Raw genomic sequence first — 24,904 nt, 5'->3', positions numbered from 1 at the left:
GTCAGCCCACCGCCGCGCCGAAGTCGGCCGGGCCGCCGCCGTCGAGGGCGGGCACCTTGCCGGTGCCCGGCGCGAGCGGGATCCCGGTGGAGTCGTTGCGGCCCAGCAGCGCCACCGCTCCCGAGCCGTTCCGGTCCGGCGCGCCGACCACCAGGCGGTTCCCGCTGAACCCCACCGACCAGCCGGAGCGGTCACCGGGGCCGCCCCGGCCGACCAGCCGGGTCTGTCCCGGATCCCGCACCGGCACCAGCCGTACGCCGCCCCGCTGGTCGGGCCCGTCGAACGGGACTCCCACGGCCAGCCGGGCGCCGCCCTCGCCGGTGAAGGCCAGCGAGAAGCCGTATCCCTCGCCGGCGGCGCCTTCCGCCCCCTGGTCGAAGACGCCCGCGGGGGTGATCTCCGCCGTGCTGGACGCCTGGAAGAGGTGGACCAGCCCGGAGTCCTTCACCCGCCCGCCGTCGCCGAGCGGCGCGCTCACCGCCAGGTAGCCCACGTCGCCCTCCTCGGCGTAGGCCATCGCGTAACCGAACCGGTCACCCGCGTCCGCGTCGACGATCTCGTGCAGGTCCCATTTCCGGCCGGCGTATCCGCTCTGGGCGGTGCGCACGTCGAAGAGCACGGCGATGGATCCCGAGTCGGACCTGCCGCCGCCGTCCTGCCGCCCCAGCCCGTCGTCGTTCTCGTACGGCGCGCCGACCGCGAGGTCCTGCTCGCCGGAGACACCGCCCAGCCTGCCGATCGCCACCGACCAGCCGAACATGTCGCCGGCCTCGCTGTTGCCGGAGACGCCCTCGCTGTCCTGGGAGATCCGCCGGCCCTGGCCGAGCGCGCCGGTCTGGAACAGGTGGACCGCCCCCGCGTCGGCCACCCCGTCGGCGTCCTCGTACGGCGCGCCGACCGCCACCAGGGTGCCACCGGAGGCCAGGGACCAGCCGAAGTGGGCCTCGCGCTCCGGCCTGGGGGCGACCAGGCGGACCGCCTCGCGTCCCGCTCCGCCGTACACGGCGTAGACCGCTCCCGCGTCCCGCAGCCCGGAAACGTCCGCGTACGGCGCGCCGATCAGCAGGTCCGCGCAGCGGTCGGCGTCGAGGTGGGTCAGCTTCACCGACCATCCGAAGCCGTCGCCCGCGCCGGGCTCGGGGGCGCTCACGACCGTCGCGCCCTCGCCCCGTCCGAGCAGCACGTGCACGGCGCCGGCGCCGGCGATCCCGCGGTGGTCCGCGAACGGGTCGCCGACCACCGCGTCGTCCGTGCCGTCGCCGTCGAAGTCGCTCGCGCTCGCCCCCGAGCAGTCGGCGGAGCGGGCGGAGGCGGCCCCGGCGGCGGCGGGCGGCACCGCGAGCATGGCCGTGACCAGCAGGGACGTCAGAAGCCTCATGACAGCCTCACCTCGATCTCCGATCCGCCCTCGATCACGCGGCCGGTCAGCTTCAGCGGCTTGCGGACCGGCGGCAGGTCGTAGACCAGGACCCCGTCCGCCCTGCCGCCGGGGGCCAGGGTGCCCGGCAGGCCCGTCGAGATCGGCTCGGGGCTGTGGGGCGCGCCGCGGTCGTCCACCAGGATGAGCGGGGTGCGGCTGATCGCCGCCGCGGTCCCCGCGGTGTTGAGCAGGGTCCACCGGACCGCGCAGAACCGGCCGCGGGCCGGGGTGGCGCCCTGGTAGGAGGTCAGGCCGCACCGCGGGGCCTGGGAGATGATCAGCTGCGGGGCGTCGAGGAGGGAGCCGGTCGCGATCCGCCTGCCCACGTCGGTGACGCCGGCGGTGGTGCCGGTCGTCGGTCCCTGCTTGGCCTCGCCGCCCGTGTTGACCAGCACGGCGACCGTGACGGCCAGGGCCGCCGCCACGGCCGGCAGGGCGAGCAGCCAGCGCCTGCGCGGCGACCGCCCGGCGGTGGCCGTATCGGGCGGGGGCGGGGCCTGGGCCGTACCCGGCGGGGCCGGAGGCGGGGTCTGGACCGTACCCGGCGGGGCCGGAGCCGGGACGGGGGACGGGGCTGTGAGCGGGTCCGGGGCCGAGGGGGCCGAGGGGGCGTTCACGTCCAGCGCGCCGAGTGTCTGGGTGGAGTCGGGCTCCACGTTGGCCGGGGGCCGCCACGACCGGCTGAGCATGTCGCCGGCGATCAGGGTGGGCGGATCCGCGGGGGCGGCGACCGGCCCGGCCGGTGCCGCGATCCCGCCGCCGACCAGGGCGAGCAGCAGGTCCTGGGCGGTGGGCCGCTGGTAGGGGTCCATCGCGGTGGCCCGGCGGGCGAGGTCGTCGAGCGGAGCGGGGAGCGCGCCCAGGTCGGGCGGGCTGTTGAGCAGCCGGGTGGCCATGGTGACCAGGTCGCCCCGGCCGTAGGGGTGACGGCCGTTGCCCGCGTAGGCGACCAGGCATCCCCAGGCGAAGACGTCGGCGGCCGGGGTGATCTCCAGGCCGCGCACCTGCTCGGGAGCCCACCAGCCGGGGCTGCCGAGCACCTCGCCCGACTGGGTGAAGCCCTGGGTGGAGTCCAGGGCGCGGGCGATGCCGAAGTCGATCACGCGGGGCCCGGACATGGACAGGATCACGTTGGCGGGCTTGAGGTCGCGGTGGACCAGTCCGGCGACGTGGATCGCGGCCAGCGCGGCGGCGACCCCGAGGGCCACCCCGTGCAGGGGGCCGGCTTCGAGCGCGCCGTACTGGGCGATCTGGCGCGACAGCGGCGTGCCGGCGATGTATTCGGTGACCATGTACGGCCGGCCGTCCTCGGTGTTGCCGTTGTCGAGCACCTGGGCGGTGCAGAACGAGGCCACGCGCCGGGCGTTGCGCACCTCCGCGTGGAACCGCGCGGCGAACCCGTCCTCGACCGCGAACTCCGCCTTGACCATCTTGACCGCCACCGGCCGGCCGGTGGGGGCCAGCGCGAGATAGACGGTCCCCATGCCGCCCTCGCCGAGGCGGCCGAGCAGCCGGTAACCCCCGACCTGCTCCGGATCGCCGGGGCGCAACCCCTCGACCCCGGGCTGGTTCACGTCCTCATCACGGGGCGGATTCCCTTCCTCGCCGACGATCCCCCGTATGGCAACGTTATCCACAACGGAACCTCCCGTGTCCATCACGCGTCTTCACAGTGTGTTCGATGCGCGAAACTTGTCGGATGACGTGGGGAGTGCATCCGTGAGCAAGCGCAGCGAAAGATTCAGTGGGCACAGCGGCCCGGCGGACGCAGGTGCCGTCGCGCCGGGCGGGGAACCAGCATGAGCCTTCTCGGTCCGGTGGAGATACGTAATTTGGCGGAGAAGCTGGATATCCGCCCCACGAAGAAGCTCGGCCAGAACTTCGTGATCGACGGCGGCACGGTCCGCCGGATCGTCCGGGTCGCCGGGTTGCGGCCGGACGACGTGGTCATCGAGGTCGGTCCCGGGCTGGGCTCGCTGACCCTGGCGCTGCTCCCCGAGGTCCGCGGCGTGGTGGCGGTGGAGATCGACCCGGTCCTGGCCGCGCAGCTCCCGCTGACCGTCGCCGAGCGCGCCCCGGAGTTCGCCGAGCGCCTCACCGTGGTGCTCGCCGACGCGATGCGGGTCCTCCCCGAGGACCTGCCGGAGGACCTGCCGACCGCGCTGGTCGCCAACCTGCCCTACAACGTGTCCGTCCCGGTGGTGCTCCACCTGCTGGAGACCCTGCCGTCCCTGCGGACCATCCTGATCATGGTCCAGTCCGAGGTCGCCGACCGGCTGGCCGCCGCGCCCGGATCGAAGATCTACGGCATCCCCTCGGTCAAGGCCGCCTGGTACGCCGACGTCCGCCGGGCCGGTCCCGTCGGTCGCACAGTCTTCTGGCCGGTCCCCAACGTCGACTCCGGCCTCGTCGCGATGACCCGCCGCGAGCCCCCCTCGACCAGGGCCGCCCGCGAGGACGTGTTCGCCGTCGTGGACGCCGCCTTCGCCCAGCGCCGCAAGACCCTGCGCGCCGCCCTGGCCTCTTGGGCCGGTACGCCCGCCGCCGCCGAGCAGGCGCTCCGCGCCGCCGGGATCGACCCCTCGGAACGTGGTGAACAGCTCACCGTGGAGGATTTCGCGCGGATCGCCGAGAATCGCGCGTAGGGGGATTTGCGTGGGGCGGGCGGAGACCCCGTTACGATCGGACACCGTGACGAGCAAGCGAGCGCCGATGAGGGACGCATGAACTCCGTGACCGTCCGTGTGCCCGCGAAGGTCAACCTGCAGCTGGCGGTCGGGCCGCTCCGTGACGACGGCTACCACGACCTGGTGAACGTCTTCCACGCCGTCTCGATCTTCGATGAGGTGACGGCCACCGCGGAGACCGGGATGAGCGTCCGGGTCGAGGGCGAGTCCGCCGACCAGGTGCCCGAAGACGACGACAACCTCGCGATCCGGGCCGCCCTGGCGCTGGCCAGGCACGCGGGGCGCTCCTACGGCGTGAACCTGATCATCCGAAAGGCGATCCCGGTGGCGGGCGGCATGGCCGGCGGCAGCGCCGACGCCGCGGCCGCGCTGGTCGCCTGCAACGAGCTGTGGGGACTCGGCCTGCCGGTCGAGGACCTGATGGAGATCGCCGCCGACCTCGGCAGCGACGTCCCGTTCGCGCTGCTCGGCGGTACGGCCGTCGGCACCGGCAGGGGGGAACGGCTCACGCCTCTGGAGGTGGGAGGCCGGTTCCACTGGGTGTTCGCCCTGGCCGACGGCGGCCTGTCCACGGCCAAGGTCTACGCCGAGTGCGACCGCATGCGCGAGGCGACCGGCGAGGAGATCGCCTGGCCCCGGGCCGCCGACCCGCTGCTGGCCGCGCTCCGCCGGGGAGACGCCAAGGCCCTCGGCTCCGAGCTGGCCAACGACCTGCAGCCCGCCGCCGTGATGCTCCGCCGCTCCCTCGCCCGGACCCTGGAGGCCGGTCGCGAGCAGGGCGCCGTGGGCACCCTCGTCTCCGGCTCCGGCCCCACCTGCGCCTTCCTCGCCGAGTCCGAGGCCCACGCGGGCGAGCTGGCCCTGTCCCTCAAGGCCGCCGGCGTGGCCCGCGACGTCATCACCGCCTACGGCCCCGTCCCCGGTCCGACGGTGGTATAGGCCGGGACCGGATACGCTTGTAGAGCGATGAATCTGGTCAATCTTGAGTCGGTCTCCCACTCCTACGGTCCCAAGCCGCTGCTCAGCGACGTCTCCCTCGGCATCGAGGCGGGCGACCGCGTCGGGGTGGTCGGCCGCAACGGCGGCGGCAAGACCACGCTCATCTCGGTGATAGCCGGCGATCTCAAGCCCAACGGCGGACGGGTCACCCACAACCGCGGCCTCCACGTCGCGAGCCTGTCCCAGGGCGACGATCTCGACCCGGCGCTGTCGGTGCAGGAGATCGTCCTCGGCGGCAGGCCCGAGCACGAGTGGGCGGGTGACGCGGGCATCCGCGAGATCCTCTCCAGCCTGCTCGGCGACATCGATCTCACCGCGCTCGCCGCGAGCCTGTCGGGTGGCGAGCGGCGCCGTACGGCACTCGCCAAGCTGCTCATCGACGAGCACGACCTGATCATCCTGGACGAGCCCACCAACCACCTCGACATCGAGGCCATCGACTGGCTGGCCAGGCACCTGTCCGGCCGGAAGACCGCCCTGCTGGTCGTCACCCACGACCGGTGGTTCCTGGACGCGGTCTCCACCCGGACCTGGGAGGTCGTGGACGGCTCGGTCGAGCGCTACGAGGGCGGCTACGCGGCCTACGTGCTGGCCAAGGCCGAGCGCGCCCGGATCGCCGCCTCCGCCGAGGCGCGCCGGCAGAACCTCATGCGCAAGGAGATCGCCTGGCTCCGCCGGGGCCCGCCCGCGCGCACCTCCAAGCCCAAGTTCCGCATCGACGCCGCCCAGGCGCTGATCGCCGACGAGCCCCCGGCCCGGGAGACCGTCGAGCTGGTCAAGTTCGCCGCGGCCAGGCTGGGCCGTACGGTCTACGACCTTGAGGACGTCACCCTGCACGCCGGCGGTCCCGGTCAGGGCCCGCTGGTCCTGGACCACTCCACCTGGCAGTTCGGCCCGGGTGACCGGATCGGCCTGATCGGCGTGAACGGTTCCGGCAAGTCCTCGGTGCTGCGGCTGCTCGCCGACACGGTCCAGCCCGACTCCGGCAGGGTCGTGCGGGGCCGGACGGTCCGCCTGGCGCACCTGTCACAGGAGCTGGGCGAGCTCGACCCCGCGCGCCGGGTGCTGGAGACCGTCGAGGAGGTCCGCAAGTTCATCCAGGTCGGCAAGAAGGAGTGGACCGCCTCACAGCTCCTGGAGCGTCTCGGGTTCAAGGGCGACGCCCAGTGGAAGGTCGTCGGCGACCTGTCCGGCGGCGAGCGGCGGCGGCTCCAGCTGCTGCGCCTGCTGATGGACGACCCGAACGTGCTGCTGCTCGACGAGCCGACCAACGATCTCGACATCGAGACGCTGAACGAGCTGGAGGACCTGCTCGACGGCTGGCCGGGCACGCTGGTCCTGGTCAGCCACGACCGTTACTTCCTGGAGCGGGTCTCCGACCGGATCGTCGCCCTGCTCGGCGACGGCAAGCTGTCCATGCTCCCCGGCGGCGTCGACGAATATCTGGCGCGACGTGCCTCGGGTGCGGCGCTGTCGGCACGGGCGGCCTCCGGCGCGGCGGCTCCCGCGGCCCCGGCCCCGGCGGGAGCGGCGCAGGACTCCGCGTCCGGCCTGTCGGCCAAGGAGGAGCGCGAGCTCCGCAAGGAGCTCTCCCGCCTGGAGCGCCAGCTCGACAGGCTGAGCGGCCGTGAGGCCAAGCTGCACGCGTCCATGGCCGACGCCGCCGCCGACTACGGCCGTCTGGCCTCGCTCGACGCCGAGCTCAAGGACATCGTCGCCGAGAAGGACGGCATCGAGGCGGAGTGGCTGGAGGTGGCCGACCGTCTCGGCGAATGAACACCCGTTGATCTCAACCGGTTTATCCCGCTCTGTGCGGGCAGAGTGCTCAATGCGCTCCGGTGTCGGTCGCGTCAAAAGGGACGAGTAGCGTGCGCAGCAGGCCCGAAAGGGCCTGCTGTTCATGTTTTCCGAGGCTTGCCAGCAGCTCGCGCTCGCGGCGGAGCAGGTCGGCGAAGGCGTTGTCCACCCGGATCCGCCCGGCGTCGGTCAGGGAGACCAGGACGCCGCGCCGGTCCTCGGGGTCGGGACGCCTGCGGACCAGCCCGGCGGCGGCGAGGCGGTCGATCCGGTTGGTCATCGTCCCGGATGTCACCAGGGTCGCGCGGAGCAGGGCTCCCGGGCTCAGTTCGTACGGCTCGCCGGCCCTGCGCAGGGCCGTGAGCACGTCGAACTCCCAGTTCTCCAGGTCGTGTTCGGCGAAGGAGGCCCGGCGGGCACGGTCCAGGTGGCGGGCGAGCCGGGAGACCCGGCTGAGCACCTGGAGGGGCTCCACGTCCAGGTCGGGGCGCTCCTGGCGCCAGGCCGCGACCAGCCGGTCGACCTCGTCCGCGGGGCGGTCGGCGTCGTGGTCCGCGTGGTGCAGGGTCATGCCACGAGTGTATCTCTCTTGACATCGAGATATCTCGCTCGCTATCAATTATCTTGATGTCAAGAGATATGTGGGACCCTGAGATCTACGGTCGCTACGCCGACGAGCGTTCGCGCCCCTTCTTCGACCTTGTCGCAAGGATATCCGCCGAGCGCCCCGGCCACGTGGTCGACGCGGGCTGCGGCAGCGGCGAGCTCACCGCCGAGCTGGCCAGGCGCTGGCCGGACGCCGAGGTGCACGGCTTCGACTCCTCACCCGCGATGATCGGCAAGGCTCCGGCCGGGGGCCGGCTGACCTTCGCCGTCGCCGACGTCACGCGCTGGCGCCCCGAGCGGCCGGTGGACGTGATCGTGTCCAACGCGGTCCTGCAGTGGGTGCCCGAGCACCGGGAACTGCTGTCGCGCTGGGCCGGCGCGCTCGCCCCCGGGGGCTGGCTCGCCTTCCAGGTGCCGGGTAACTTCGACGCCCCCAGCCACGCGCTGGTCCGCGAGCTGTGCCGGACGAAATGGCGTGACCGGCTCGGCGACCTGGCCAGGGAGTCGCCGGTCGACGACCCGGCCGGCTATCTCGACCGGCTCACCGCGCTGGGCTGCCGGGTGGACGCGTGGGAGACCACCTACCTGCACGTGCTGCCCGGCGAGGACGCCGTGCTCAACTGGATCACCGGCACCGCCCTGCGTCCCATGCTCGACCGGCTGGACCCCGACGAGGCGGGTGCCTTCCTCGGCGACTGCGCCGCGCTGCTGGACGAGGCCTACCCGCGGCGGCCGTACGGGACGGTCTTCCCCTTCCGCCGGATCTTCGTCGTCGCCCAGAAATGATCGACTGCCCAGAGTTTCTAGACGGATAACCGGGCATCAATAAATACTGCTGGAACGCGATAGATATCTGGGCAAATCAGGGGATGGCCTGTGGCAATAGAGATCGAGGACAAATTCGACGTACCAGTGGACTACGAGATCCCCGAGCTGACCGATCTGCCGGGAATCGCGGAGGCCGTCGGCCCCAAGACCCACCAACTCGTCGCGCTCTACTTCGACACCCCCGACCTGCGGCTCGCCACGCGGGGCATCACCCTGCGGCGGCGCAGGGGCGGGACCGACCCCGGCTGGCACCTCAAGCTGCCCAAGGCCAAGGGCGTCCGGCAGGAGATCACCCACCCCCTGACCCGCAGCGCCAAGATCGTCCCCTCCGAGCTGGCGGAGCTCGTGCTCGCCTACACCCGGGGCGCCCCCCTCGCCCCGATCGCCGAACTCGACACCCGCCGCGCGGTGACCCAGCTGGTCAACGGCGCGGGCGTACGGCTGGTGGAGATCGCCGACGACAAGGTCAAGGGCACGGTGCTCGGCGCGGAGCCGCACATCGAGCGCTGGCGCGAGGTCGAGGCGGAGCTGATCGAGGGCGACGAGAAGCTGCTCCGGAAGACCGGCAAGCGGCTGACCAGGGCCGGAGCCGCCCCCGCCGACTCCGCCAGCAAGCTCTCCCGCCTGCTCAACGCCGCCGCGCCCCTCTCCGGGCCGCCGCACGCCGAGACCGTGCCGGGGTCCGCCGGAGAGGTCGTCATGGGCTACCTCTCCGCCCAGGCGGGCGCCCTGCTCTCCCAGGACCCCCGGGTACGGCGGGCCGAGGAGGACGCCGTGCACCAGATGCGCGTCGCCAGCCGCCGGCTCCGCAGCGCGCTGAAGTCGTTCAGGACGGTCGTCGAGGGCACCGAGCGCCTCCAGGCGGAGCTCAGGTGGCTCGGCCAGGTCCTCGGCGAGGCGCGTGACCTGGAGGTCGTCCGCGAGCGGTTCGCCCGCAGGCTCGACAGCCTGGACGACGCGCTGATCGTGGGCCCGGTGCGGGCGCGCCTCAGCTCCGACCTGCTGGACGCCGAGCACGAGGCATACGACCGGATCAGGGAGGTGCTCGGCGGCGAGCGCTACTTCGCCCTGCTCGACGCCCTCGACGACCTGGCGGGCACCCCCTCGCTCACCAAGCCCGCCGGCAAGCCCGCCGGGACTCTGGACGCCCTCGCCGCCAAGAGCTGGCGCCGGGTGACCAGGGCCTACGACCGGGCCCAGGCCATCGCCGACCCCGTCGAGCGCGAGCACGCCATGCACGACGTCCGCAAGGCGGCCAAGCGGGCCCGCTACACCGCCGAGGCACTCGGGATGAACAAGCTCGCCAAACGGGCGGAATCCGTACAGGAAGTGCTCGGCACCCACCTGGACGGCGTCGTCGCGCAGGGACGGCTGGCAGCCGAGGCCGAGACCGCCCGCCAGTCAGGGGAGGACACCTTCACCTACGGCGTGCTGACCGGCCTGGAACGGGCCGCCGCCGAGCGCGCCTACGAGGAGTTCCCCCGCGTCTGGGCCGAGACCACCGAGGCCGTCGCCAAGCTGCTCTGACCCCGGCGGGGACCTGTCAGGTGAGGGAGGTCCACCGGCGGGGGCGTCAGGTGAGGGGTGGTCCATGGGTGGAGAGCCGTCAGGTGAGGTAGCGGTCCATGCCCACGATCCTGCCGGCGGTGTGGTGCAGCACGATGAACGCGCCCTTGCGCAGCTGCACGTCCCCCGGCCGGTCGCTCACCCCGGCGATCAGCTCGGGCAGGACCTTGCCGTGGCTGCAGATCACCGTGGGCCGGTCCGAGGCCAGCGCCTTGGAGACCAGGCGCAGGCCGGCACGGGGGTCGTAGTGGGTCTCCGACAGCAGGCGCTCGCGGCGGATCTCCAGGCCGAGCCGCTCGGCGTACGGTTCCAGGCTCTGCACGCACCGCTTGCTGGGGGAGCTGATCAGGTCGGTGGGCTGGTAGCCGGACAGCACGTCCGCGAGCACCTCGGCCTGCATCGTGCCGACCTCGTCCAGTGGCCGCTCGTCGTCGTCGCCCTCCCAGTCCTGGCGTGACCCGGCCAGGCCGTGCCGGACGAGGATGAGCGGCGTGGTCTCCAGGGGGACCGCGGTGAGCGCGCGGAGCAGCCCGGCGTCCCACTCGTAGGTCAGCCGCCGCCTGGCCTCCTTCACCGGTAGCCAGACCACCTCGTCGACCTCGTCCACCGCGGTGTACCGGTCCCCGGAGACCATCCGGGCCGCCCAGTAGTCGACGCGCTTGAGGCGCTTGCCCTTCAGGTAGTGGATGGGCGGCAGCGACCGGCCGAGCAGCGCGGTGATCCCCGTCTCCTCGGCGACCTCGCGCAACGCGCCCGCGATGACGTGCTCACCGGGCTTCAACTTCCCCTTCGGGAACGTCCAGTCGTCGTATTTCGGCCGGTGGACGAGTGCGACCTCCGGTGCGGACTCCGTGCCCCGCCACACCACCGCGCCCGCGGCGCGGATCATGTCAGTCGGATGGACGTCCAGGTCAGTCATCAATCGTCCTCCACCTCCGGGTACCGATCAGATGGGACTGCAGGTCGTCGCCCCGGTGCCGGGACCACGTCCCGTCCGAGTTGAGCCACCAGGTGGAGGTCTCCTCCGACGTCGCCCGGTCGAGGAGATCGCTGAGGTAGAGCCGCTGCTGCTGGCTGGTGACCTTGACCAGTGCCTCCACCCGGCGGTCCAGGTTGCGGCGCATCAGGTCCGCGCTGCCGATCCAGATCTCCGGCCTGCGTCCCCGGCCGAACTCGTAGATCCGCGAATGTTCGAGGAAACGGCCCAGCACGCTCCTGACCCGGATGTTCTCCGACAGTCCGGGCACGCCCGGCCGCAGCGTGCACACCCCGCGCACCCACAGGTCGACCGGTACGCCCGCCTGGGAGGCCTGGTAGAGCGCGTCGATGACCGGCTCGTCCACCAGGGAGTTCGTCTTCATCCTGATGGCGGCCGGGCGGCCCGCCCGCTGGTGGGAGGTCTCCCGCTCGATCCTGGCCAGCAGCCCGCCGCGCATCGAGTGCGGGGCGACCAGCAGCCGCCGGTAGGCCGAGTGGCTGGAGTATCCGGTCAGGTGGATGAACAGGTCGGTGACATCCTCGCCGACCAGCGGATCGGCGGTGAGCAGTCCCAGGTCCTCGTAGACCCGGGCGGTCTTGGGGTTGTAGTTGCCGGTGCCGATGTGGCAGTAGCTGCGCAGCTCGCCCGAGGGCTCCTGCCGTACGACGAGGGCCAGCTTGCAGTGGGTCTTCAGTCCCACCACCCCGTAGACCACGTGACAGCCGGCCCGCTCCAGCTTGCGCGCCCAGGTGATGTTGGCGCGCTCGTCGAACCGCGCCTTGATCTCCACCACCACGACGACCTGCTTGCCCGCCTCGGCCGCGTCGACCAGCGCGTCCACGATCGGCGATTCGCCGCTGGTGCGGTAGAGGGTCTGTTTGATGGCCAGCACGCTCGGATCGGCCGCGGCCTGTTCGATGAAGCGCTGCACGCTCGTGGCGAACGAGTCGTACGGGTGGTGCAGCAGCACGTCCCGCTCGCGGAGCACCGCGAAGATGTCGTCCTCGACGTGGACGACCTCCGCGGGCACGAACGGGCGGAAGCTCAGCTCGCCCCGGTCCAGGTCGGCGATCGTGTGCAGCCCGGTCAGGTCCAGCGGGCCGGGCAGCCGGTAGATCTCGTGTTCGGCGACCCCCAGCTCGTCCACCAGCAGGTCGAGCACCTCGGGCGTGATGGTGTCCTCGACCTCCAGCCGGACCGGCGGACCGAAGCGGCGCTTGAGCAGCTCCCGTTCCAGCGCCTGCATGAGGTTCTCGGTGACGTCCTCGTCCACCTCGAGGTCCTCGTTGCGGGTCACCCGGAAGACGTGGTGCTCGACGACCTCCATGCCCTTGAAGAGCTGGCCGAGGTGGGCGGCGATCACCTCTTCGAGCGGGACGAAACGGTCCTTGGACGCCGCCACGAAACGGGGGAGCTGGCTCGGCACCTTCACCCGGGCGAACACGGTGTGACCGGTCGTGGGGTTTCGGACGGTAACAGCGAGGTTGAGCGATAGGCCGGAAATATAGGGAAAAGGATGGGCGGGATCGACGGCCAGGGGCGTCAGCACCGGCCGGATCCGCTCCCGGAACAGCTTGCGCATCTCGGTGCGCTCGTCCCGGCCGAGCTCCTCCCAGTGCGTGATCTCGATGCCCTCGGCGGCGAGCTGCGGGCAGAGCCGGTCGTGGAAACAGGCCGAGTGCCGCTGGGCGAGATCGTCGGCTATGGCGGCGATCCTGGCCAGCTCCTCGCGGGGCTTCAGCCCGCTTTTGGTCCGCAGGAGCAGGCCGGTGGCCATCCGCCGCTTCAGTCCGGCCACCCGCACCCGGAAGAACTCGTCCAGGTTGCTGGCGAAGATCGCCAGGAACCTGACCCTCTCCAGCAAGGGCAGGGACGGATCCTCCGCCAGTTCCAGGACCCGCTGGTTGAACTGTAGCCAGCTCTCCTCGCGGTTGAGGAAACGCTCTTGTGGAAGGGGCGGTCCTTCGGCGGCGGGGTGTGCGGGTTCGGCGGACATATGACCAGAATGCCCGCTTTGATTGAACGGAACGTTAATTCGGGCTCAACTACCGCTGTTGCTTACCCGCTTGATTCGATTTTCTGTCACCCCTCGCCGGGACGGCCGGTGTCTCCGGCCTGCCGGACGGCGTCCCGCTCGGCGGCCTTGGCCTCCCGCATCCGGATCTTCTCCTGCTCCCTGGCCTCGCGCTCGCGGATCTTCTCCTGCTCCTTGAAGAGCCGCTCCCGCTCGCGGAACTCCCGTTCGCGGGCCTTCTCCAGGTCGCGCTGCTCCCGCAGCCGCGCCTTCTCCTGCTCCCGGGCCAGCTTCTCCTGCTCCCTGGCCTCGCGCTCGCGGATCTTCTCCTGCTCCTTGAGCTCCCGCTCGCGGGCCTTGCCCATCTCCCGCAGTTCCTTGTCGGTCGGGCGCGGCGGCAGCGGCGCGCGCCGCTGCTCCATGCCGCGGGAGGAGGCGGTCAGCCGGGGCCGCGGGTCCAGCCCGACGAGGCCGTTCCATGCCAGGTTGACCAGGTGCGCGGCCACCTCCTCGCGAGGGGGCCTGCGCACGTCCAGCCACCACTGCCCGGTCAGCGCCACCATGCCGACCAGCATCTGGGCGTACATCGGCGCCAGCTTCGGGTCGTAGCCCCGTCCCACGAACTCGTCGACCATCACGTCTTCGACCTGGCTGGCGATGTCGTTGATCAGGCTGGCGAACGTGCCCGTCCCCGAGGCCGCGTGCGAGTCGCGGACCAGGATGCGGAAACCCTCGCTGTTCTCCTCCACGTAGGCCAGCAGCGCCAGCGCGGCCCGCTCCAGCTTGATCAGCGCGTGCGAGGCGGAGAGCGCCTCCGTCACCATGGCCAGCAGCTTCTGCATCTCCCGGTCGACGACGACCGCGTAGACACCCTCCTTACCGCCGAAATGTTCGTAGACCACCGGCTTGGAGACATTCGCGGTGGCCGCGATCTCCTCGACCGATGTGCCGTCGAAACCCTTCTCCGCGAACAGGGTCCTGCTGATCTGGATCAGCTGTTCCCGGCGTTCCTTGCCTGACATGCGTCGTCGGGGCTCGCTCACGGTTCTAATAATGGCGCTCCCCGGTTGTGAAGCGGGAACCACGCCCCGGGCCGCCGGGGCGCCCTCTGCGGCGTCGCCGGGCGGCGGTGGCGCGGCGCTGGAGGTCGGAGCGGGCCCGGCGGGGCCCCCGGACGGTGCCGGCGTCGCGCGGGCCGGTGAGGTGGTCTCCGCGGGATCGTCAGATGGGGTAGGTGCTACGCGGGCCGCCAGGGCGGCCCCCGTAGAGCCGTCAGGCGGCAATGCGCTTCGCCGCCAGCCGCTCGGGGGTCGGCCAGCGGACGTCGTAGGCCCAGCCGGCCTTCTCGAACCAGCGGATCACGCCCGCGCTGAGGTCGATCTGGCCCTTGAGCACGCCGTGCCGGGCGCAGGTGGGGTCGGAGTGGTGCAGGTTGTGCCAGGACTCGCCGAACGAGGGGATGGCCAGCCACCAGACGTTGCGCGACTTGTCGCGGGACTCGAAGGCCTCTTCGCCGAAGACGTGGCAGATGGAGTTGATCGACCACGTCACGTGGTGCAGCAGCCCGATCCGGACCAGCGTGCCCCAGAAGAAGCCGGTCGCCATGCCCCACCACGACATGGTCAGCAGGCCGCCCAGCAGCCCGGGGAGCACCATCGAGGTGATCGCCAGCACCGGGAAGTATTTGTGGAACTTGACGATGTCCGGGTCCTTGACCAGGTCCGGGGCGTACTTCTCACGGTTGGCCCGGTCCGTCTCGAACAGCCAGCCCATGTGCGCCCAGAGCAGACCCTTGGTCACGGCCCGGAAGCCGGTCCCGAACCGCCACGGCGAGTGCGGGTCCCCCTCCTTGTCGGAGAACTTGTGGTGCTTGCGGTGGGTGGCGACCCAGTCCAGCACCGACATCTCCATGGAGAGGCTGCCGGCGATGCCCAGCGCGATCTTCAGCGGGCGCTTGGCCTTGAAGGAGCCGTGGGTGAAGTGGCGGTGCAGTCCGACGGTCACGCCCAGGCCGGTGATGACGTAGAAGACGCCGGCGATCACGATGTCGCTCCAGCCCAGCCCCCAACCCCAGGCGAAGGGGATCGCGGCGATCAGAGCGATCAGCGGCGCGGCCACGACCACCCCGAAGACGATGATCTCGGGTTTGGTCTTCGGCTCGGGATCGGCCTCTGGTTTGGGGCCCGGAGCAGGGCGTTCTGCCGTGACGGTCATGCGCTACCTCGCGGAGGCTCGGTGAAGAAAGGTGGGCTTCGACTGGCTACGCCACCGTAACCTACGCCATCGTAAGTTAGGAATCCCTAAGTATCTAATGGAGGGAAGCTGACTCTCGCCGGGGGATCCCGTAGTGGTTTCATGTCTTGTCTACCACCAGCCTGACCTGCTAAACGGTGCGTCCGGCGCCGCCTGTGGGCGATCATTCCCCTCCTTGATCGCCTCTATGGTCGATGGAGACCCAAAACGAGGCGCGTTTGATATCAAGGGCTCGGTATCGTAGGGGGGCCGGGCGCTTCGGACCCCGTCCGATCCGTCAGGTTGATCCGGCATTGGGTAATTGGCAGCCCGCAAGGTTTTGGTCCTTGTTGTCCAGGTTCGAGTCCTGGTGCCGGAGCCATCACTTGAGTCCGTTTTATTGTTCGGGCTGGTCGGCTGGGTGGGTTCTCGGCGGGGAAGGTATCCTCACGTTGTCGAGTGGGTGACCAGGCGATGCCCTCGTGGTAGCCATCTGGCATCCCGCTCCGTCATGTCTCAGCCGCGACGCCGAGGGAGCCTCGTCCGTGAGTGTGCCGCGCCCGGCCGCCGTCATCGTCCTTGCCGCAGGCGAGGGCACCCGGATGAAGTCGAAAACACCCAAGATCCTGCATGAGCTGTGCGGCCGTACCCTGGTCGACCACATGCTCGCCGCCGCTCGAGGTCTCGAACCCGAGCGGCTCATTGTTGTCATAGGTCACGAACGAGAGCGGGTCCAGGCGCACCTGACGCGGACCAGCCCCGACGCGCAGGCCGTCGTGCAGGCCGAGCAGAGGGGAACGGGCCACGCCGTCAGGATCGTGCTGGAAACGGCCGGAGGCATCGACGGCACCGTCCTGGTGACCTACGGGGACACGCCGCTGCTGCGCGCCGAGACCCTCGCCACGCTCCTGGAGCGGCACGAGCAGGATCGCAACGCCGTCACCGTCCTCACCGCCGAGGTCCCCAACCCGTACGGCTACGGCCGGATCATCCGTGACACCACGGGGGCGGTCCTGGAGATCGTCGAGGAGAAGGACGCCAGCCCCGAGCAGCGGGCGATCCGGGAGATGAACTCCGGGGTCTACGCCTTCGACGGGCCCCTGCTGGCGGACGCCGTCAAGCGGGTGTCCACCTCCAACGTCCAGGGCGAGGAGTACCTCACCGACGTCCTCTCCATCCTGAGGGAGGACGGTCACCGCGTCGGCGCGCACATCGCGGCCGACTACGTCGAGGTGGAGGGCGTCAACGACCGCGTGCAGCTCGCCTTCGCCCGCAAGGTGCTCAACTCCCGGCTGCTGGAGACCCACATGCGCGCGGGGGTCACGGTGATCGACCCGGCCACCACGTGGGTGGACGTGGACGTGACCCTGGAACAGGACGTGGTGATCCACCCCGGCACCCAGCTGCACGGCCGTACGGCCGTCGCCGAGGGCGCCGAGATCGGCCCGGCCACCACGCTGACCGACACGGTCGTCGGCGCGGGGGCGGTGGTCCGCAACGCCGTCTGCGTCGAGGCCGAGATCGGCCCCGAGGCTCTGGTGGGGCCCTACGCCTACCTGCGGCCGGGCACCGTGCTCGCCCGCAAGGCCAAGGCCGGGACCTACGTCGAGATGAAGAACGCGCAGGTGGGCGAGGGCGCGAAGGTTCCTCACCTGACATACGTGGGAGACGCCACGATCGGCGCCGGGGCCAACATCGGCGCCTCGACGATCTTCGTCAACTACGACGGGGTCAACAAGCGCCGCACGACGGTGGGCGAGCACGCCTTCGTCGGGTGCGACACCATGCTCGTCGCGCCGGTGAACATCGGCGACGGCGCCTACACTGCCGCGGGCTCGGTCATCGACAACGACGTCCCGCCAGGGGCGATCGGAGTGGCCCGGGGACGGCAGCGCAACATTGAAGGGTGGGTCGCGCGCAGGCGCGCGGGCACCAAATCGGCCGAGGCGGCGCTGCGGGCCGCCGAGACCGGGAATCAGCAGGGGAGCAAGTCGTGAGTGGCATCAAGCAGACCGGCGAGAAGAACCTGATGTTCTTCTCCGGGCGCGCGCATCCGGATCTCGCGGAGGAGGTGGCCAGCCATCTCGGGGTGGACATCACCCCCACCACGCTACGTGACTTCGCCAACGGCGAGATCTATGCACGCTACCTGGAGTCGGTCCGGGGATGCGACGCCTTCGTCATCCAGAGCCACACCGGGCCCATCAACAAATGGATCATGGAGCAGCTGATCATGGTGGACGCGCTCAAGCGCGCCTCCGCCAAGCGGATCACCGTGATCATGCCGTTCTTCGGCTACGCCCGCCAGGACAAGAAGGGCCGGGGCCGCGAGCCGATCACCGCCCGCCTGATGGCCGACATGTTCAAGACCGCGGGCGCCGACCGGCTGATGTCGATCGACCTGCACACCTCCCAGATCCAGGGCTTCTTCGACGGCCCGGTGGACCACCTGTTCGCCATGCCGGTGCTGTTCAACTACCTCAAGGACAAGCTCGACCTGGAGACGACCACGATCGTCTCGCCCGACACCGGCCGGGTGCGGCTGTCGGAGCGCTGGGCCGACACGCTGGGCACCCCGCTGGCCTTCATCCACAAGCGCCGCGATCTCGACGTCGCCAACCAGGTGAAGGTGAGCGAGGTCGTCGGCAAGGTGCGCGGCCGTACCTGCGTGCTGATCGACGACATGATCGACACCGCGGGCACGATCTGCAAGGCGGCCGACGCGCTGTACGAGCAGGGCGCCACCAACGTGCTCGTGGCCGCCACCCACGCGGTGTTCTCCGACCCGGCGGTGGACCGGCTGAAGAACTCCAAGATCTCCGAAGTGATCGTCACCAACACGCTGCCGCTCGCCGAGGACAAGAGGTTCGACAAGCTCACCGTGCTGTCGATCGCCCCGCTGATCGCCCGCGCGATCACCGAGGTCTTCAGCGACGGCTCGGTGACGAGCCTGTTCGAGGGCGACACCTGACCCGCGAGGGAGGGTGCCGGTCACCGCGACCCCGCGTCGCGGGGCGGAGCCCGGAAATACACCGGTAGGCTATGCAGATTGCGTGCGTTCGTAACGCCTTCCGCTAGGGCGGGTGAGGGGGAACGCACCTTTCCATCGTCGAAGATCCCTAGGAGATCCGTCGTGTCCGAAGTAGTCATCAAGGCCGAGTCGCGCAACGAGTTCGGCAAGGGCGCCGCCCGCAAGATCCGTCGCGAGAACAAGGTGCCCGTCGTCCTCTACGGGCACGGCACGGACCCGCAGCACCTGACCCTCCCGGGTCACGAGCTCCTGCTCGCCCTGCGCACGCCGAACGTGCTGATCCGCCTCGAGGGCGCGGCCGCCGAGCTGGCGCTGCCCAAGGGCGTCCAGCGCGACCCGATCAGGGGCTTCCTCGAGCACGTCGACCTCCTCCTGGTCAAGCGCGGCGAGAAGGTCACCATCGACATCCCCGTCACCGTGGTGGGCGAGGTGGCCGACGGCATCCTCGACCAGCAGCTCGTCTCCGTCTCGGTCGAGTCCGAGGCCACCCACATCCCGACGGGCGTCGAGGTCGACGTCGAGGGCATGGAGATCGGCACCCAGTTCACGGCCGGCGACCTGAAGCTGCCCGAGGGCACCAGCCTGATCGCCGACCCGGAGACGCTGGTCCTGCACGTCACCGCGGCACCGACCGCCGAGCCGGAGCCCGAGGCCGCCGAGGGCGAGGCCGCCGAGGGTGAGTCCGCCGAGGCCGCCGAGTAGTTTTCTCTGCTACACCTGTCAGGGCAGTCCGGCACCGGGCTGCCCTGACGCGCATATGAAGGGATGCCGACCGTGGACCGCTGGTTGGTCGTTGGCCTGGGGAATCCCGGGCCGGAGTATGCCGGGAACCGGCACAACGCGGGTTTCATGGTGCTCGACGAGCTCGCCGCGCGGGCCGGCGGGCGCTTCAAGGTCCACAGGTCGCGGGCCGAGGTGCTGGAGGGCCGCCTGGCGGGCGCCCCGGCGGTGCTGGCCAAGCCCCTGTCCTTCATGAACCTCTCGGGCGGGCCGGTCAAGGCCCTGGCCGACTTCTACAAGGTGGACCCGGCACGCGTGATCGCGGTCCACGACGAGCTGGACATCCCCTACGGCGCGCTCCGGGCCAAGCTGGGCGGCGGGGACAACGGTCACAACGGGCTGAAGTCGATCACCAAGTCCCTGGCCACCAAGGACTACCTGCGGGTGCGGTTCGGCATCGGCCGCCCGCCCGGCCGGATGGACGCCGCCGCCTACGTCCTGCGGGACTTCGCCACCGCCGAGCGCAAGGACCTGCCGTTCCTGGTCGACCGGGCGGCCGACATGGTCGAGTCGCTGATCACCTCGGGCCTTGAGCCGACCCAGAACACCTTCCACGCCGGCGACCTGAACGTCTCCGGACCTCCCAGGTAGCCGGAGACGCGCCCAGGCGACGGAGGCCGCGCGGCCGGCGGATTCCGGCGCGCCGTACGGCCGCCCGGGCCACGCCGCCCGGTCTCTCCCGGCCGTGCCGTCCTTCCCGGCCGTGCCGTACGGCGGCGCGCTCAGGTGAGGGCCATCAGGTTCTGCAGCAGCTCCGCCTGCTCGATCGCGTCGTCGAGCGCGTTGTGGGTGTGCGGCCGCGAGGAGAGCAGATGCTTGGGCATCTGCCGCTTGGTGGCCCAGCCGATGGGCACGCCCGCCTTGGCGGCGTAGAGCGTCTTGATGTCCAGGCAGCGCGAGTGCCCGAACGGTGAGGCGCCGTCGAAGCGCATGAAGTACCAGTACATCCACATCCAGTCGTAGGAGAGCGGGTAGGCCGCCAGCACCGGCGTGCTGTTGCCGCAGACCTCGCGGATCCACCCGGCGGCGTCCTTCATCGCCACGGACGGCTCCGTGCCCTCGCGGATCAACGTCTCCCGGTCGAGCCCGCTGACGGCCAGCGCCTCGGGCACGTGGTCCTCGCTGATCGGCTTCAGCTCGGCGTAGAAGGTGTGGATCTGCGGATCGACGGGTTCGAAGGCCTTCCCGGTCATGCGCCCGGCCACGGCCATGCCGAAGCTGACCATCGAATACGGCCCAGGAATCGGGCCATCCGCTTCAATGTCCACAGAGATATACGTTTCGGTCTTCAACCTTCCGGCCTTTCTTCTGCCCGCTAACATCCAGTGACTGTCCGTCCACGAATGGCTACGCAGGGGGAGCGCGTGCGCGACGTTACCGTCGTCCAGGCGACGCCGAGACCGGTGCCGGCGACCCGTCCGCGTATGCCGGGCTGGGTGCGCGGATACCGTGCGCGAGCCGTCGCCGCCGACATCGGCTCCGCCTCCCTCGCGGGCTTCCTGGCGCTGTTCGTCCGCTTCGGGGAGGTTACTCCCTACGTCACTCCCTACGTGATGTTGAGCGCCGCGCTCCCCGCCGTCTGGATCTGCGCGGTCGCGCTGAACCGCGCCTACGCGCCCCGCCTGTTCGGCCTGGGCCCGGAGGAGTTCCAGCGGGTCTTCCAGTGCGGGTTCATGCTCACCGCCACCCTCGCCATCGGCGCCTACGTGACCAAGACCGATGTGGCCCGCGGCTACGTGGTGCTGGCGCTGCCGCTGACGACGCTGCTCACCCTCCTCGCGCGCTACGGCCTGCGCCGCTCCCTGCACCGGAGGCGGGCGCGCGGCCACTGCATGCGGCGGGTCGTGACGGTCGGCCACCGGGCCGCGACCGCCGAGCTGATCCGCCGATTCCGCCGGGAGCGCTACCACGGCATGGAGGTCGTGGGGGTCTGCATGCCGCGTGACGGCATGGGTGACGTGGAGGGGGTCCCGGTCCTGGGCGACCTCTCCGACGTCCCGCTCGTGGTCGGGCAGATCGCGGCCGACACCGTGGCCGTGCTGGCCTGCCCGGAGATGGACGGCCTGGCGCTGAGGCGGCTGGCCTGGCGGCTGGAGAAGACCGACACCGACCTGGTCGTCGCCCCGGCGCTCGTGGAGGTGGCCGGGCCGCGGATCACGATCCGCCCGGCGGCCGGCCTGCCGCTGCTGCACGTGGACCATCCCGAGATCGCGGGCCTGCGCCAGGTGGTCAAGAACCTCTTCGACCGGGTCGGGGCGGGGCTGCTGCTGGTGGCGCTGCTGCCGCTCCTCGTCGGCCTGGTGGCGGCCGTGCGGATGTCGAGCCCCGGGCCCGCGTTCTTCCGGCAGACCCGGGTGGGCCGGGGCGGCACCGAGTTCACGATCTACAAGTTCCGGACGATGGGCACCGACGCCGAGCAGCAGAGGATCGACCTCGCCGGAGACGGGCACGGCGTGCTGTTCAAGATCCGTAAGGACCCTCGGGTGACCCCGCTGGGTGCCCGGCTGCGCCGCCACTCCCTCGACGAGCTGCCCCAGTTGATCAATGTGGTGCTCGGTCACATGTCACTGGTCGGCCCCCGGCCTCCGCTGCCCGACGAGGTCGCCCGCTACGGCGACGACGTCCGGCGCAGGCTGCTGGTCAAGCCGGGAATGACCGGCCTTTGGCAAGTAAGTGGGCGATCTGACCTATCTTGGGAGGAATCGGTGCGGCTGGATTTGCGTTATGTGGAGAATTGGTCCCTCACGCTGGACCTGCAGATCCTGTGGAAGACTTGGTCGGCTGTCGCGCGAGGGGCTGGAGCATACTGATGACGATTCGCGACGATCACGTTCTCGCCATGGACCTGGCGACGGAGGCCGGTGAGAGGCTGCTCGCCCTGCGGGAGAAGCAAGGGTTCGCCGACCCCTCCGCGCTCCGCAAGGAGGGCGACGCCTCCGCGCACGTGTTCCTGATGGACGCCCTGGCACGGTTGCGCCCGAGTGACAGTGTGCTGTCCGAGGAGGCGACCAGGGAAGAGCGTCTCGACCCCCGGCGCCTCAAGGCCGAGCGGGTCTGGATCGTCGATCCCCTCGACGGCACCCGCGAGTTCGCCGAGGAGGGGCGCGGCGACTGGGCGGTCCACGTGGCGCTCTGGGAGAACGGCAGGCTGAGCGCCGGGGCGGTGGCGCTGCCCGCCCAGGGCCGGACCCTGTCGACCCTCGAACCCCCCGTGCTGCCCGCCGTCCGGCCGGAGGCCAGGCCGCGGATCGCGGTCAGCCGGACCCGGCCGCCGGAGTTCGTCCAGAACCTGGCCGGCCTCGCCGGCGCCGACCTGGTCCCGATCGGGTCGGCCGGCGCCAAGATCGCCGCGGTGCTCACCGGAGAGGTCGAGGCCTACGTGCACGCCGGTGGCCAGTACGAATGGGACTCCGCCGCGCCGGTCGCCGTGGCCCTCGCCGCCGGAGCCCACGCCAGCCGCATTGACGGATCGCCCCTGACGTACAACCAGGACGACCCGTCATTGCCGGATATCCTTGTTTCCCTACCGGGACTAGCGCCAACGTTGCTCGCTGGAATCCGGGATCTGCACCGATAAATCCCCGCTAGGAGAGTCTGATGCTCCAGTGCGACTACACCACGTCGCAGCTCGATGTCCTCGAGGCAGAGGCCATTCACATCATGCGTGAAGTGGCGGCCGAGTTCGAGCGTCCGTGTCTGCTCTTCTCCGGTGGTAAAGATTCCATCGTCATGCTCCGCATCGCCGAGAAGGCGTTCTGGCCCGCGCCGATCCCCTTCCCGCTGATGCACGTGGACACCGGGCACAACTTCCCCGAGGTCATCGAGTTCCGCGACCGCCGCGCCGAGGAGCTGGGCGCGCGGCTGGTCGTGGCCAGCGTCCAGGACTCCATCGACGCCGGCCGGGTGGCCGAGGAGACCGGTCGCAGGGCCTCCCGCAACCGCCTGCAGACCACCACGCTGCTGGACGCGATCGAGGACAACGAGTACGACGCGGTGTTCGGCGGCGCCCGCCGCGACGAGGAGAAGGCCCGCGCCAAGGAGCGGGTGTTCTCCTTCCGCGACGAGTTCGGTCAGTGGGATCCGAAGAGCCAGCGGCCGGAGCTGTGGAACCTCTACAACGCCAAGATCCGCAAGGGTGAGCACATCCGGGTCTTCCCGCTGTCCAACTGGACCGAGCTCGACATCTGGGACTACATCCGGCGCGAGGGCATCGAGATCCCGTCGATCTACTACGCGCACACGCGCAAGGTGTTCGAGCGTGACGGCATGCTGCTGGCCGACAGCGAGTTCATCACCCGCGACGAGGACGAGCAGCTCTTCGAGAGCGTCGTCCGCTACCGCACGGTCGGCGACGTGACCTGCACCGGGGCCGTCCAGTCGGCCGCCGTGACGGTCGAGGAGATCATCAACGAGATCGCCGCCACCCGGATCACCGAGCGTGGCGCCACCCGCGCCGACGACCGGGCCTCCGAGGCCTCCATGGAAGACCGCAAGAGGGAGGGCTACTTCTAGTGCGTGATCTTCTGTCGCGCCGCCCGGTCCTCGTGGAGGGCCGGCCGGCCGAGAGCCGAGGGCCACTTCCGACGCAGTCTTCCCGCGAAAGCCGTACGACCCCTGGAGAGCAGTTCTGATGGACATCCTTCGCTTTGCCACGGCGGGAAGCGTCGACGACGGAAAGTCGACCCTCATCGGGCGGCTGCTCTTCGACTCCAAGGCGATCTTCGAGGACCAGCTTGAGGCGGTCGAGCGCACCTCCCGCGACCGCGGCACCGAATACACCGACCTGTCGCTGCTCACCGACGGCCTGCGGGCCGAGCGGGAGCAGGGCATCACGATCGACGTGGCCTACCGCTACTTCGCCACTCCCAAGCGCAAGTTCATCATCGCCGACACCCCCGGGCACATCCAGTACACCCGGAACATGGTCACCGGCGCGTCCACGGCCGACCTGGCGATCGTCCTGATCGACGCGCGCAAGGGCGTGCTGGAGCAGTCGCGGCGGCACGCGTTCCTGACCACGCTGCTGCGGGTCCCGCACCTGGTGCTGGCCGTGAACAAGATGGACCTGGTCGACTACTCGCAGGAGCGGTTCGAGGAGATCCGTGAGGAGTTCACCTCCTTCGCCGCCAAGCTGAACGCGCCCGACCTGACGTTCATCCCGATCTCGGCGCTGCACGGCGACAACGTGGTGTCGCGGTCGGAGAGCATGCCCTGGTACAACGGCTCCTCCCTGCTGCACCATCTGGAGAACGTGCACATCGCCTCCGACCGGAACCTGGTCGACGTGCGTTTCCCCGTCCAGTACGTCATCCGGCCCCAGCGGGCCACCGACCCCGCCCTCCACGACTACCGGGGATACGCGGGTCAGGTCGCCGGCGGCGTGCTGAAGCCGGGTGACGAGGTGATGCACCTGCCCTCGGGCCTGGTCACGCGGATCGCGTCGATCGACACCTTCGACGGGCCTGTGGACGAGGCGTTCGCGCCGATGTCGGTGACCCTCCGGCTGGAGGACGACATCGACATCTCGCGCGGCGACATGATCTGCCGTCCGAACAACCAGCCGCACGTGGCCCAGGAGCTGGAGGCGATGATCTGCTGGATGAGCGACGTCACCAAGCTGGGACCGCGTACCAAGCTGACCATCAAGCACACCACCCGGACGGCCCGAGCCCTGGTCCGTGACCTGCACTACCGGCTGGACGTCAACACCCTGCACCGCGACGAGTCGGCCCAGTCGCTCGGCCTGAACGAGATCGGCCGTGTCTCGCTCCGCATCACCCAGCCGCTGTTCGTGGACGACTACGCGAGAAACCGCCTCACCGGCGGTTTCATCCTCGTGGACGAGTCCACCAGCAACACCGTCGGCGCCGGGATGATCGTCGAGGCGAAGTAGGCCCGTCCCGGGCGGTCACCGCACACACCACGCCGGCCCTCTCCGCCGACGCCGCCGAAAGCACCGGCGCGG

The 24,904-nt window shown here is 70.6% G+C and carries 21 protein-coding genes and 1 tRNA gene; 14 read left to right on the top strand and 8 right to left on the bottom strand.

Annotated features, from left to right (window positions below):
• Position 1: 1 nt before the first annotated feature.
• Together SROS_RS41660 and SROS_RS52485 are read right to left on the bottom strand one after the other, a co-directional pair.
• The gene (locus SROS_RS41660) at positions 2 to 1,378 is read right to left on the bottom strand and encodes an FG-GAP-like repeat-containing protein (RefSeq protein WP_012894991.1); all 1,377 of its coding nucleotides are present in this window, start codon (positions 1,376 to 1,378) and stop codon (positions 2 to 4) included.
• On the bottom strand, positions 1,375 to 2,994 hold the full coding sequence (locus SROS_RS52485; protein ID WP_052317147.1) for a serine/threonine-protein kinase: 1,620 nt from the start codon (positions 2,992 to 2,994) through the stop codon (positions 1,375 to 1,377). The genes SROS_RS41660 and SROS_RS52485 overlap by 4 nt, the downstream gene beginning before the upstream one ends.
• A gap of 225 nt (positions 2,995 to 3,219) precedes the next feature.
• Between SROS_RS52485 and rsmA the strand changes: the two genes are divergently transcribed.
• The 3 genes from rsmA to SROS_RS41640 all read left to right on the top strand — a co-directional run bounded on the left by rsmA (position 3,220) and on the right by SROS_RS41640 (position 6,882).
• Positions 3,220 to 4,065: a 16S rRNA (adenine(1518)-N(6)/adenine(1519)-N(6))-dimethyltransferase RsmA gene (rsmA, locus tag SROS_RS41650; RefSeq protein WP_012894989.1), complete on the top strand. Its 846-nt coding sequence runs from the start codon at positions 3,220 to 3,222 to the stop codon at positions 4,063 to 4,065.
• A 78-nt stretch (positions 4,066 to 4,143) separates the two neighbouring features.
• Positions 4,144 to 5,046, top strand: a complete 903-nt coding sequence (locus SROS_RS41645; RefSeq protein ID WP_012894988.1) for a 4-(cytidine 5'-diphospho)-2-C-methyl-D-erythritol kinase — start codon at positions 4,144 to 4,146, stop codon at positions 5,044 to 5,046.
• A 27-nt stretch (positions 5,047 to 5,073) separates the two neighbouring features.
• Positions 5,074 to 6,882: an ABC-F family ATP-binding cassette domain-containing protein gene (locus SROS_RS41640; RefSeq protein WP_012894987.1), complete on the top strand. Its 1,809-nt coding sequence runs from the start codon at positions 5,074 to 5,076 to the stop codon at positions 6,880 to 6,882.
• A 49-nt stretch (positions 6,883 to 6,931) separates the two neighbouring features.
• Here SROS_RS41640 and SROS_RS41635 read toward each other — a convergent pair whose 3' ends face one another.
• Positions 6,932 to 7,474, bottom strand: coding sequence for a MarR family winged helix-turn-helix transcriptional regulator (locus SROS_RS41635; RefSeq protein WP_012894986.1), 543 nt, complete (start codon positions 7,472 to 7,474; stop codon positions 6,932 to 6,934).
• Between the two features lie 56 nt (positions 7,475 to 7,530).
• On the opposite strand from SROS_RS41635, the gene SROS_RS41630 reads away from it, so the two are divergent.
• Both SROS_RS41630 and SROS_RS41625 read left to right on the top strand, forming a co-directional pair.
• Positions 7,531 to 8,295 carry a trans-aconitate 2-methyltransferase gene (locus SROS_RS41630; protein ID WP_245564469.1) on the top strand — a complete coding sequence of 255 codons (765 nt, stop codon included), beginning with the start codon at positions 7,531 to 7,533 and terminating at the stop codon, positions 8,293 to 8,295.
• Positions 8,296 to 8,385: 90 nt separating this feature from the next.
• Positions 8,386 to 9,864, top strand: a complete 1,479-nt coding sequence (locus SROS_RS41625; RefSeq protein ID WP_012894984.1) for a CYTH and CHAD domain-containing protein — start codon at positions 8,386 to 8,388, stop codon at positions 9,862 to 9,864.
• A gap of 79 nt (positions 9,865 to 9,943) precedes the next feature.
• Here SROS_RS41625 and SROS_RS41620 read toward each other — a convergent pair whose 3' ends face one another.
• The 4 genes from SROS_RS41620 to SROS_RS41605 form a co-directional block, all read right to left on the bottom strand.
• Positions 9,944 to 10,822, bottom strand: a complete 879-nt coding sequence (locus SROS_RS41620; protein ID WP_012894983.1) for an NUDIX hydrolase — start codon at positions 10,820 to 10,822, stop codon at positions 9,944 to 9,946.
• Positions 10,815 to 12,878, bottom strand: a complete 2,064-nt coding sequence (locus SROS_RS41615) for an RNA degradosome polyphosphate kinase (protein ID WP_012894982.1) — start codon at positions 12,876 to 12,878, stop codon at positions 10,815 to 10,817. The genes SROS_RS41620 and SROS_RS41615 overlap by 8 nt, the downstream gene beginning before the upstream one ends.
• A gap of 86 nt (positions 12,879 to 12,964) precedes the next feature.
• Complete coding sequence (locus SROS_RS41610) at positions 12,965 to 13,939, bottom strand: TetR/AcrR family transcriptional regulator (protein ID WP_245564467.1); 975 nt, start codon at positions 13,937 to 13,939, stop codon at positions 12,965 to 12,967.
• Between the two features lie 229 nt (positions 13,940 to 14,168).
• Positions 14,169 to 15,110, bottom strand: coding sequence for an acyl-CoA desaturase (locus SROS_RS41605; RefSeq protein WP_012894980.1), 942 nt, complete (start codon positions 15,108 to 15,110; stop codon positions 14,169 to 14,171).
• Positions 15,111 to 15,435: 325 nt separating this feature from the next.
• On the opposite strand from SROS_RS41605, the gene SROS_RS41600 reads away from it, so the two are divergent.
• The 5 genes from SROS_RS41600 (at position 15,436) to pth (ending at position 19,530) form a co-directional block, all read left to right on the top strand.
• Positions 15,436 to 15,510, top strand: a tRNA-Gln gene (locus tag SROS_RS41600).
• Positions 15,511 to 15,673: 163 nt separating this feature from the next.
• Entirely contained in the window at positions 15,674 to 17,125 is a 1,452-nt protein-coding gene (gene glmU, locus SROS_RS41595; RefSeq protein ID WP_012894979.1) for a bifunctional UDP-N-acetylglucosamine diphosphorylase/glucosamine-1-phosphate N-acetyltransferase GlmU, read from the top strand.
• Entirely contained in the window at positions 17,122 to 18,099 is a 978-nt protein-coding gene (locus tag SROS_RS41590) for a ribose-phosphate diphosphokinase (RefSeq protein WP_012894978.1), read from the top strand. Before glmU ends, SROS_RS41590 begins: the two co-directional genes overlap by 4 nt.
• 162 nt (positions 18,100 to 18,261) lie before the next feature.
• Entirely contained in the window at positions 18,262 to 18,861 is a 600-nt protein-coding gene (locus SROS_RS41585; protein WP_012894977.1) for a 50S ribosomal protein L25/general stress protein Ctc, read from the top strand.
• A gap of 63 nt (positions 18,862 to 18,924) precedes the next feature.
• A complete protein-coding gene (gene pth, locus SROS_RS41580; protein ID WP_012894976.1) occupies positions 18,925 to 19,530 on the top strand; it encodes an aminoacyl-tRNA hydrolase in 606 nt (201 codons plus the stop codon).
• Positions 19,531 to 19,661: 131 nt separating this feature from the next.
• Here pth and SROS_RS41575 read toward each other — a convergent pair whose 3' ends face one another.
• Positions 19,662 to 20,207 (bottom strand): 3'-5' exonuclease family protein, encoded by a 546-nt coding sequence (locus SROS_RS41575; RefSeq protein ID WP_218919766.1) that lies wholly within the window; start codon positions 20,205 to 20,207, stop codon positions 19,662 to 19,664.
• Positions 20,208 to 20,282: 75 nt separating this feature from the next.
• On the opposite strand from SROS_RS41575, the gene SROS_RS41570 reads away from it, so the two are divergent.
• The 4 genes from SROS_RS41570 (at position 20,283) to cysN (ending at position 24,832) form a co-directional block, all read left to right on the top strand.
• Complete coding sequence (locus SROS_RS41570) at positions 20,283 to 21,749, top strand: sugar transferase (protein ID WP_012894974.1); 1,467 nt, start codon at positions 20,283 to 20,285, stop codon at positions 21,747 to 21,749.
• Positions 21,749 to 22,516, top strand: a complete 768-nt coding sequence (locus SROS_RS41565) for a 3'(2'),5'-bisphosphate nucleotidase CysQ (RefSeq protein WP_012894973.1) — start codon at positions 21,749 to 21,751, stop codon at positions 22,514 to 22,516. The genes SROS_RS41570 and SROS_RS41565 overlap by 1 nt, the downstream gene beginning before the upstream one ends.
• A 20-nt stretch (positions 22,517 to 22,536) precedes the next feature.
• Complete coding sequence (gene cysD / locus SROS_RS41560; protein WP_012894972.1) at positions 22,537 to 23,451, top strand: sulfate adenylyltransferase subunit CysD; 915 nt, start codon at positions 22,537 to 22,539, stop codon at positions 23,449 to 23,451.
• Positions 23,452 to 23,569: 118 nt separating this feature from the next.
• A complete protein-coding gene (gene cysN, locus SROS_RS41555; RefSeq protein ID WP_012894971.1) occupies positions 23,570 to 24,832 on the top strand; it encodes a sulfate adenylyltransferase subunit CysN in 1,263 nt (420 codons plus the stop codon).
• The last annotated feature ends 72 nt before the right edge of the window (positions 24,833 to 24,904 follow it).

It is taken from the genome of Streptosporangium roseum DSM 43021 (assembly GCF_000024865.1).
Lineage (GTDB): Bacteria > Actinomycetota > Actinomycetes > Streptosporangiales > Streptosporangiaceae > Streptosporangium > Streptosporangium roseum.
This window is presented reverse-complemented; position numbering and strand designations above follow the sequence as displayed.

What these genes read in the sequence shown, in the direction of transcription:
- SROS_RS41570 (WP_012894974.1), top strand. Translation starts at nt 20,283, where the DNA reads ATGGCTACGCAGGGGGAGCGCGTGCGCGACGTTACCGTCGTCCAGGCG.
- SROS_RS41620 (WP_012894983.1), bottom strand. Translation starts at nt 10,822, where the DNA reads ATGACTGACCTGGACGTCCATCCGACTGACATGATCCGCGCCGCGGGC.
- SROS_RS41605 (WP_012894980.1), bottom strand. Translation starts at nt 15,110, where the DNA reads ATGACCGTCACGGCAGAACGCCCTGCTCCGGGCCCCAAACCAGAGGCC.
- SROS_RS41660 (WP_012894991.1), bottom strand. Translation starts at nt 1,378, where the DNA reads ATGAGGCTTCTGACGTCCCTGCTGGTCACGGCCATGCTCGCGGTGCCG.
- SROS_RS41630 (WP_245564469.1), top strand. Translation starts at nt 7,531, where the DNA reads ATGTCAAGAGATATGTGGGACCCTGAGATCTACGGTCGCTACGCCGAC.
- SROS_RS41615 (WP_012894982.1), bottom strand. Translation starts at nt 12,878, where the DNA reads ATGTCCGCCGAACCCGCACACCCCGCCGCCGAAGGACCGCCCCTTCCA.
- cysD (WP_012894972.1), top strand. Translation starts at nt 22,537, where the DNA reads ATGCTCCAGTGCGACTACACCACGTCGCAGCTCGATGTCCTCGAGGCA.
- SROS_RS41635 (WP_012894986.1), bottom strand. Translation starts at nt 7,474, where the DNA reads ATGACCCTGCACCACGCGGACCACGACGCCGACCGCCCCGCGGACGAG.
- pth (WP_012894976.1), top strand. Translation starts at nt 18,925, where the DNA reads ATGCCGACCGTGGACCGCTGGTTGGTCGTTGGCCTGGGGAATCCCGGG.
- rsmA (WP_012894989.1), top strand. Translation starts at nt 3,220, where the DNA reads ATGAGCCTTCTCGGTCCGGTGGAGATACGTAATTTGGCGGAGAAGCTG.
- cysN (WP_012894971.1), top strand. Translation starts at nt 23,570, where the DNA reads ATGGACATCCTTCGCTTTGCCACGGCGGGAAGCGTCGACGACGGAAAG.
- SROS_RS41645 (WP_012894988.1), top strand. Translation starts at nt 4,144, where the DNA reads ATGAACTCCGTGACCGTCCGTGTGCCCGCGAAGGTCAACCTGCAGCTG.
- SROS_RS41640 (WP_012894987.1), top strand. Translation starts at nt 5,074, where the DNA reads ATGAATCTGGTCAATCTTGAGTCGGTCTCCCACTCCTACGGTCCCAAG.
- SROS_RS41565 (WP_012894973.1), top strand. Translation starts at nt 21,749, where the DNA reads ATGACGATTCGCGACGATCACGTTCTCGCCATGGACCTGGCGACGGAG.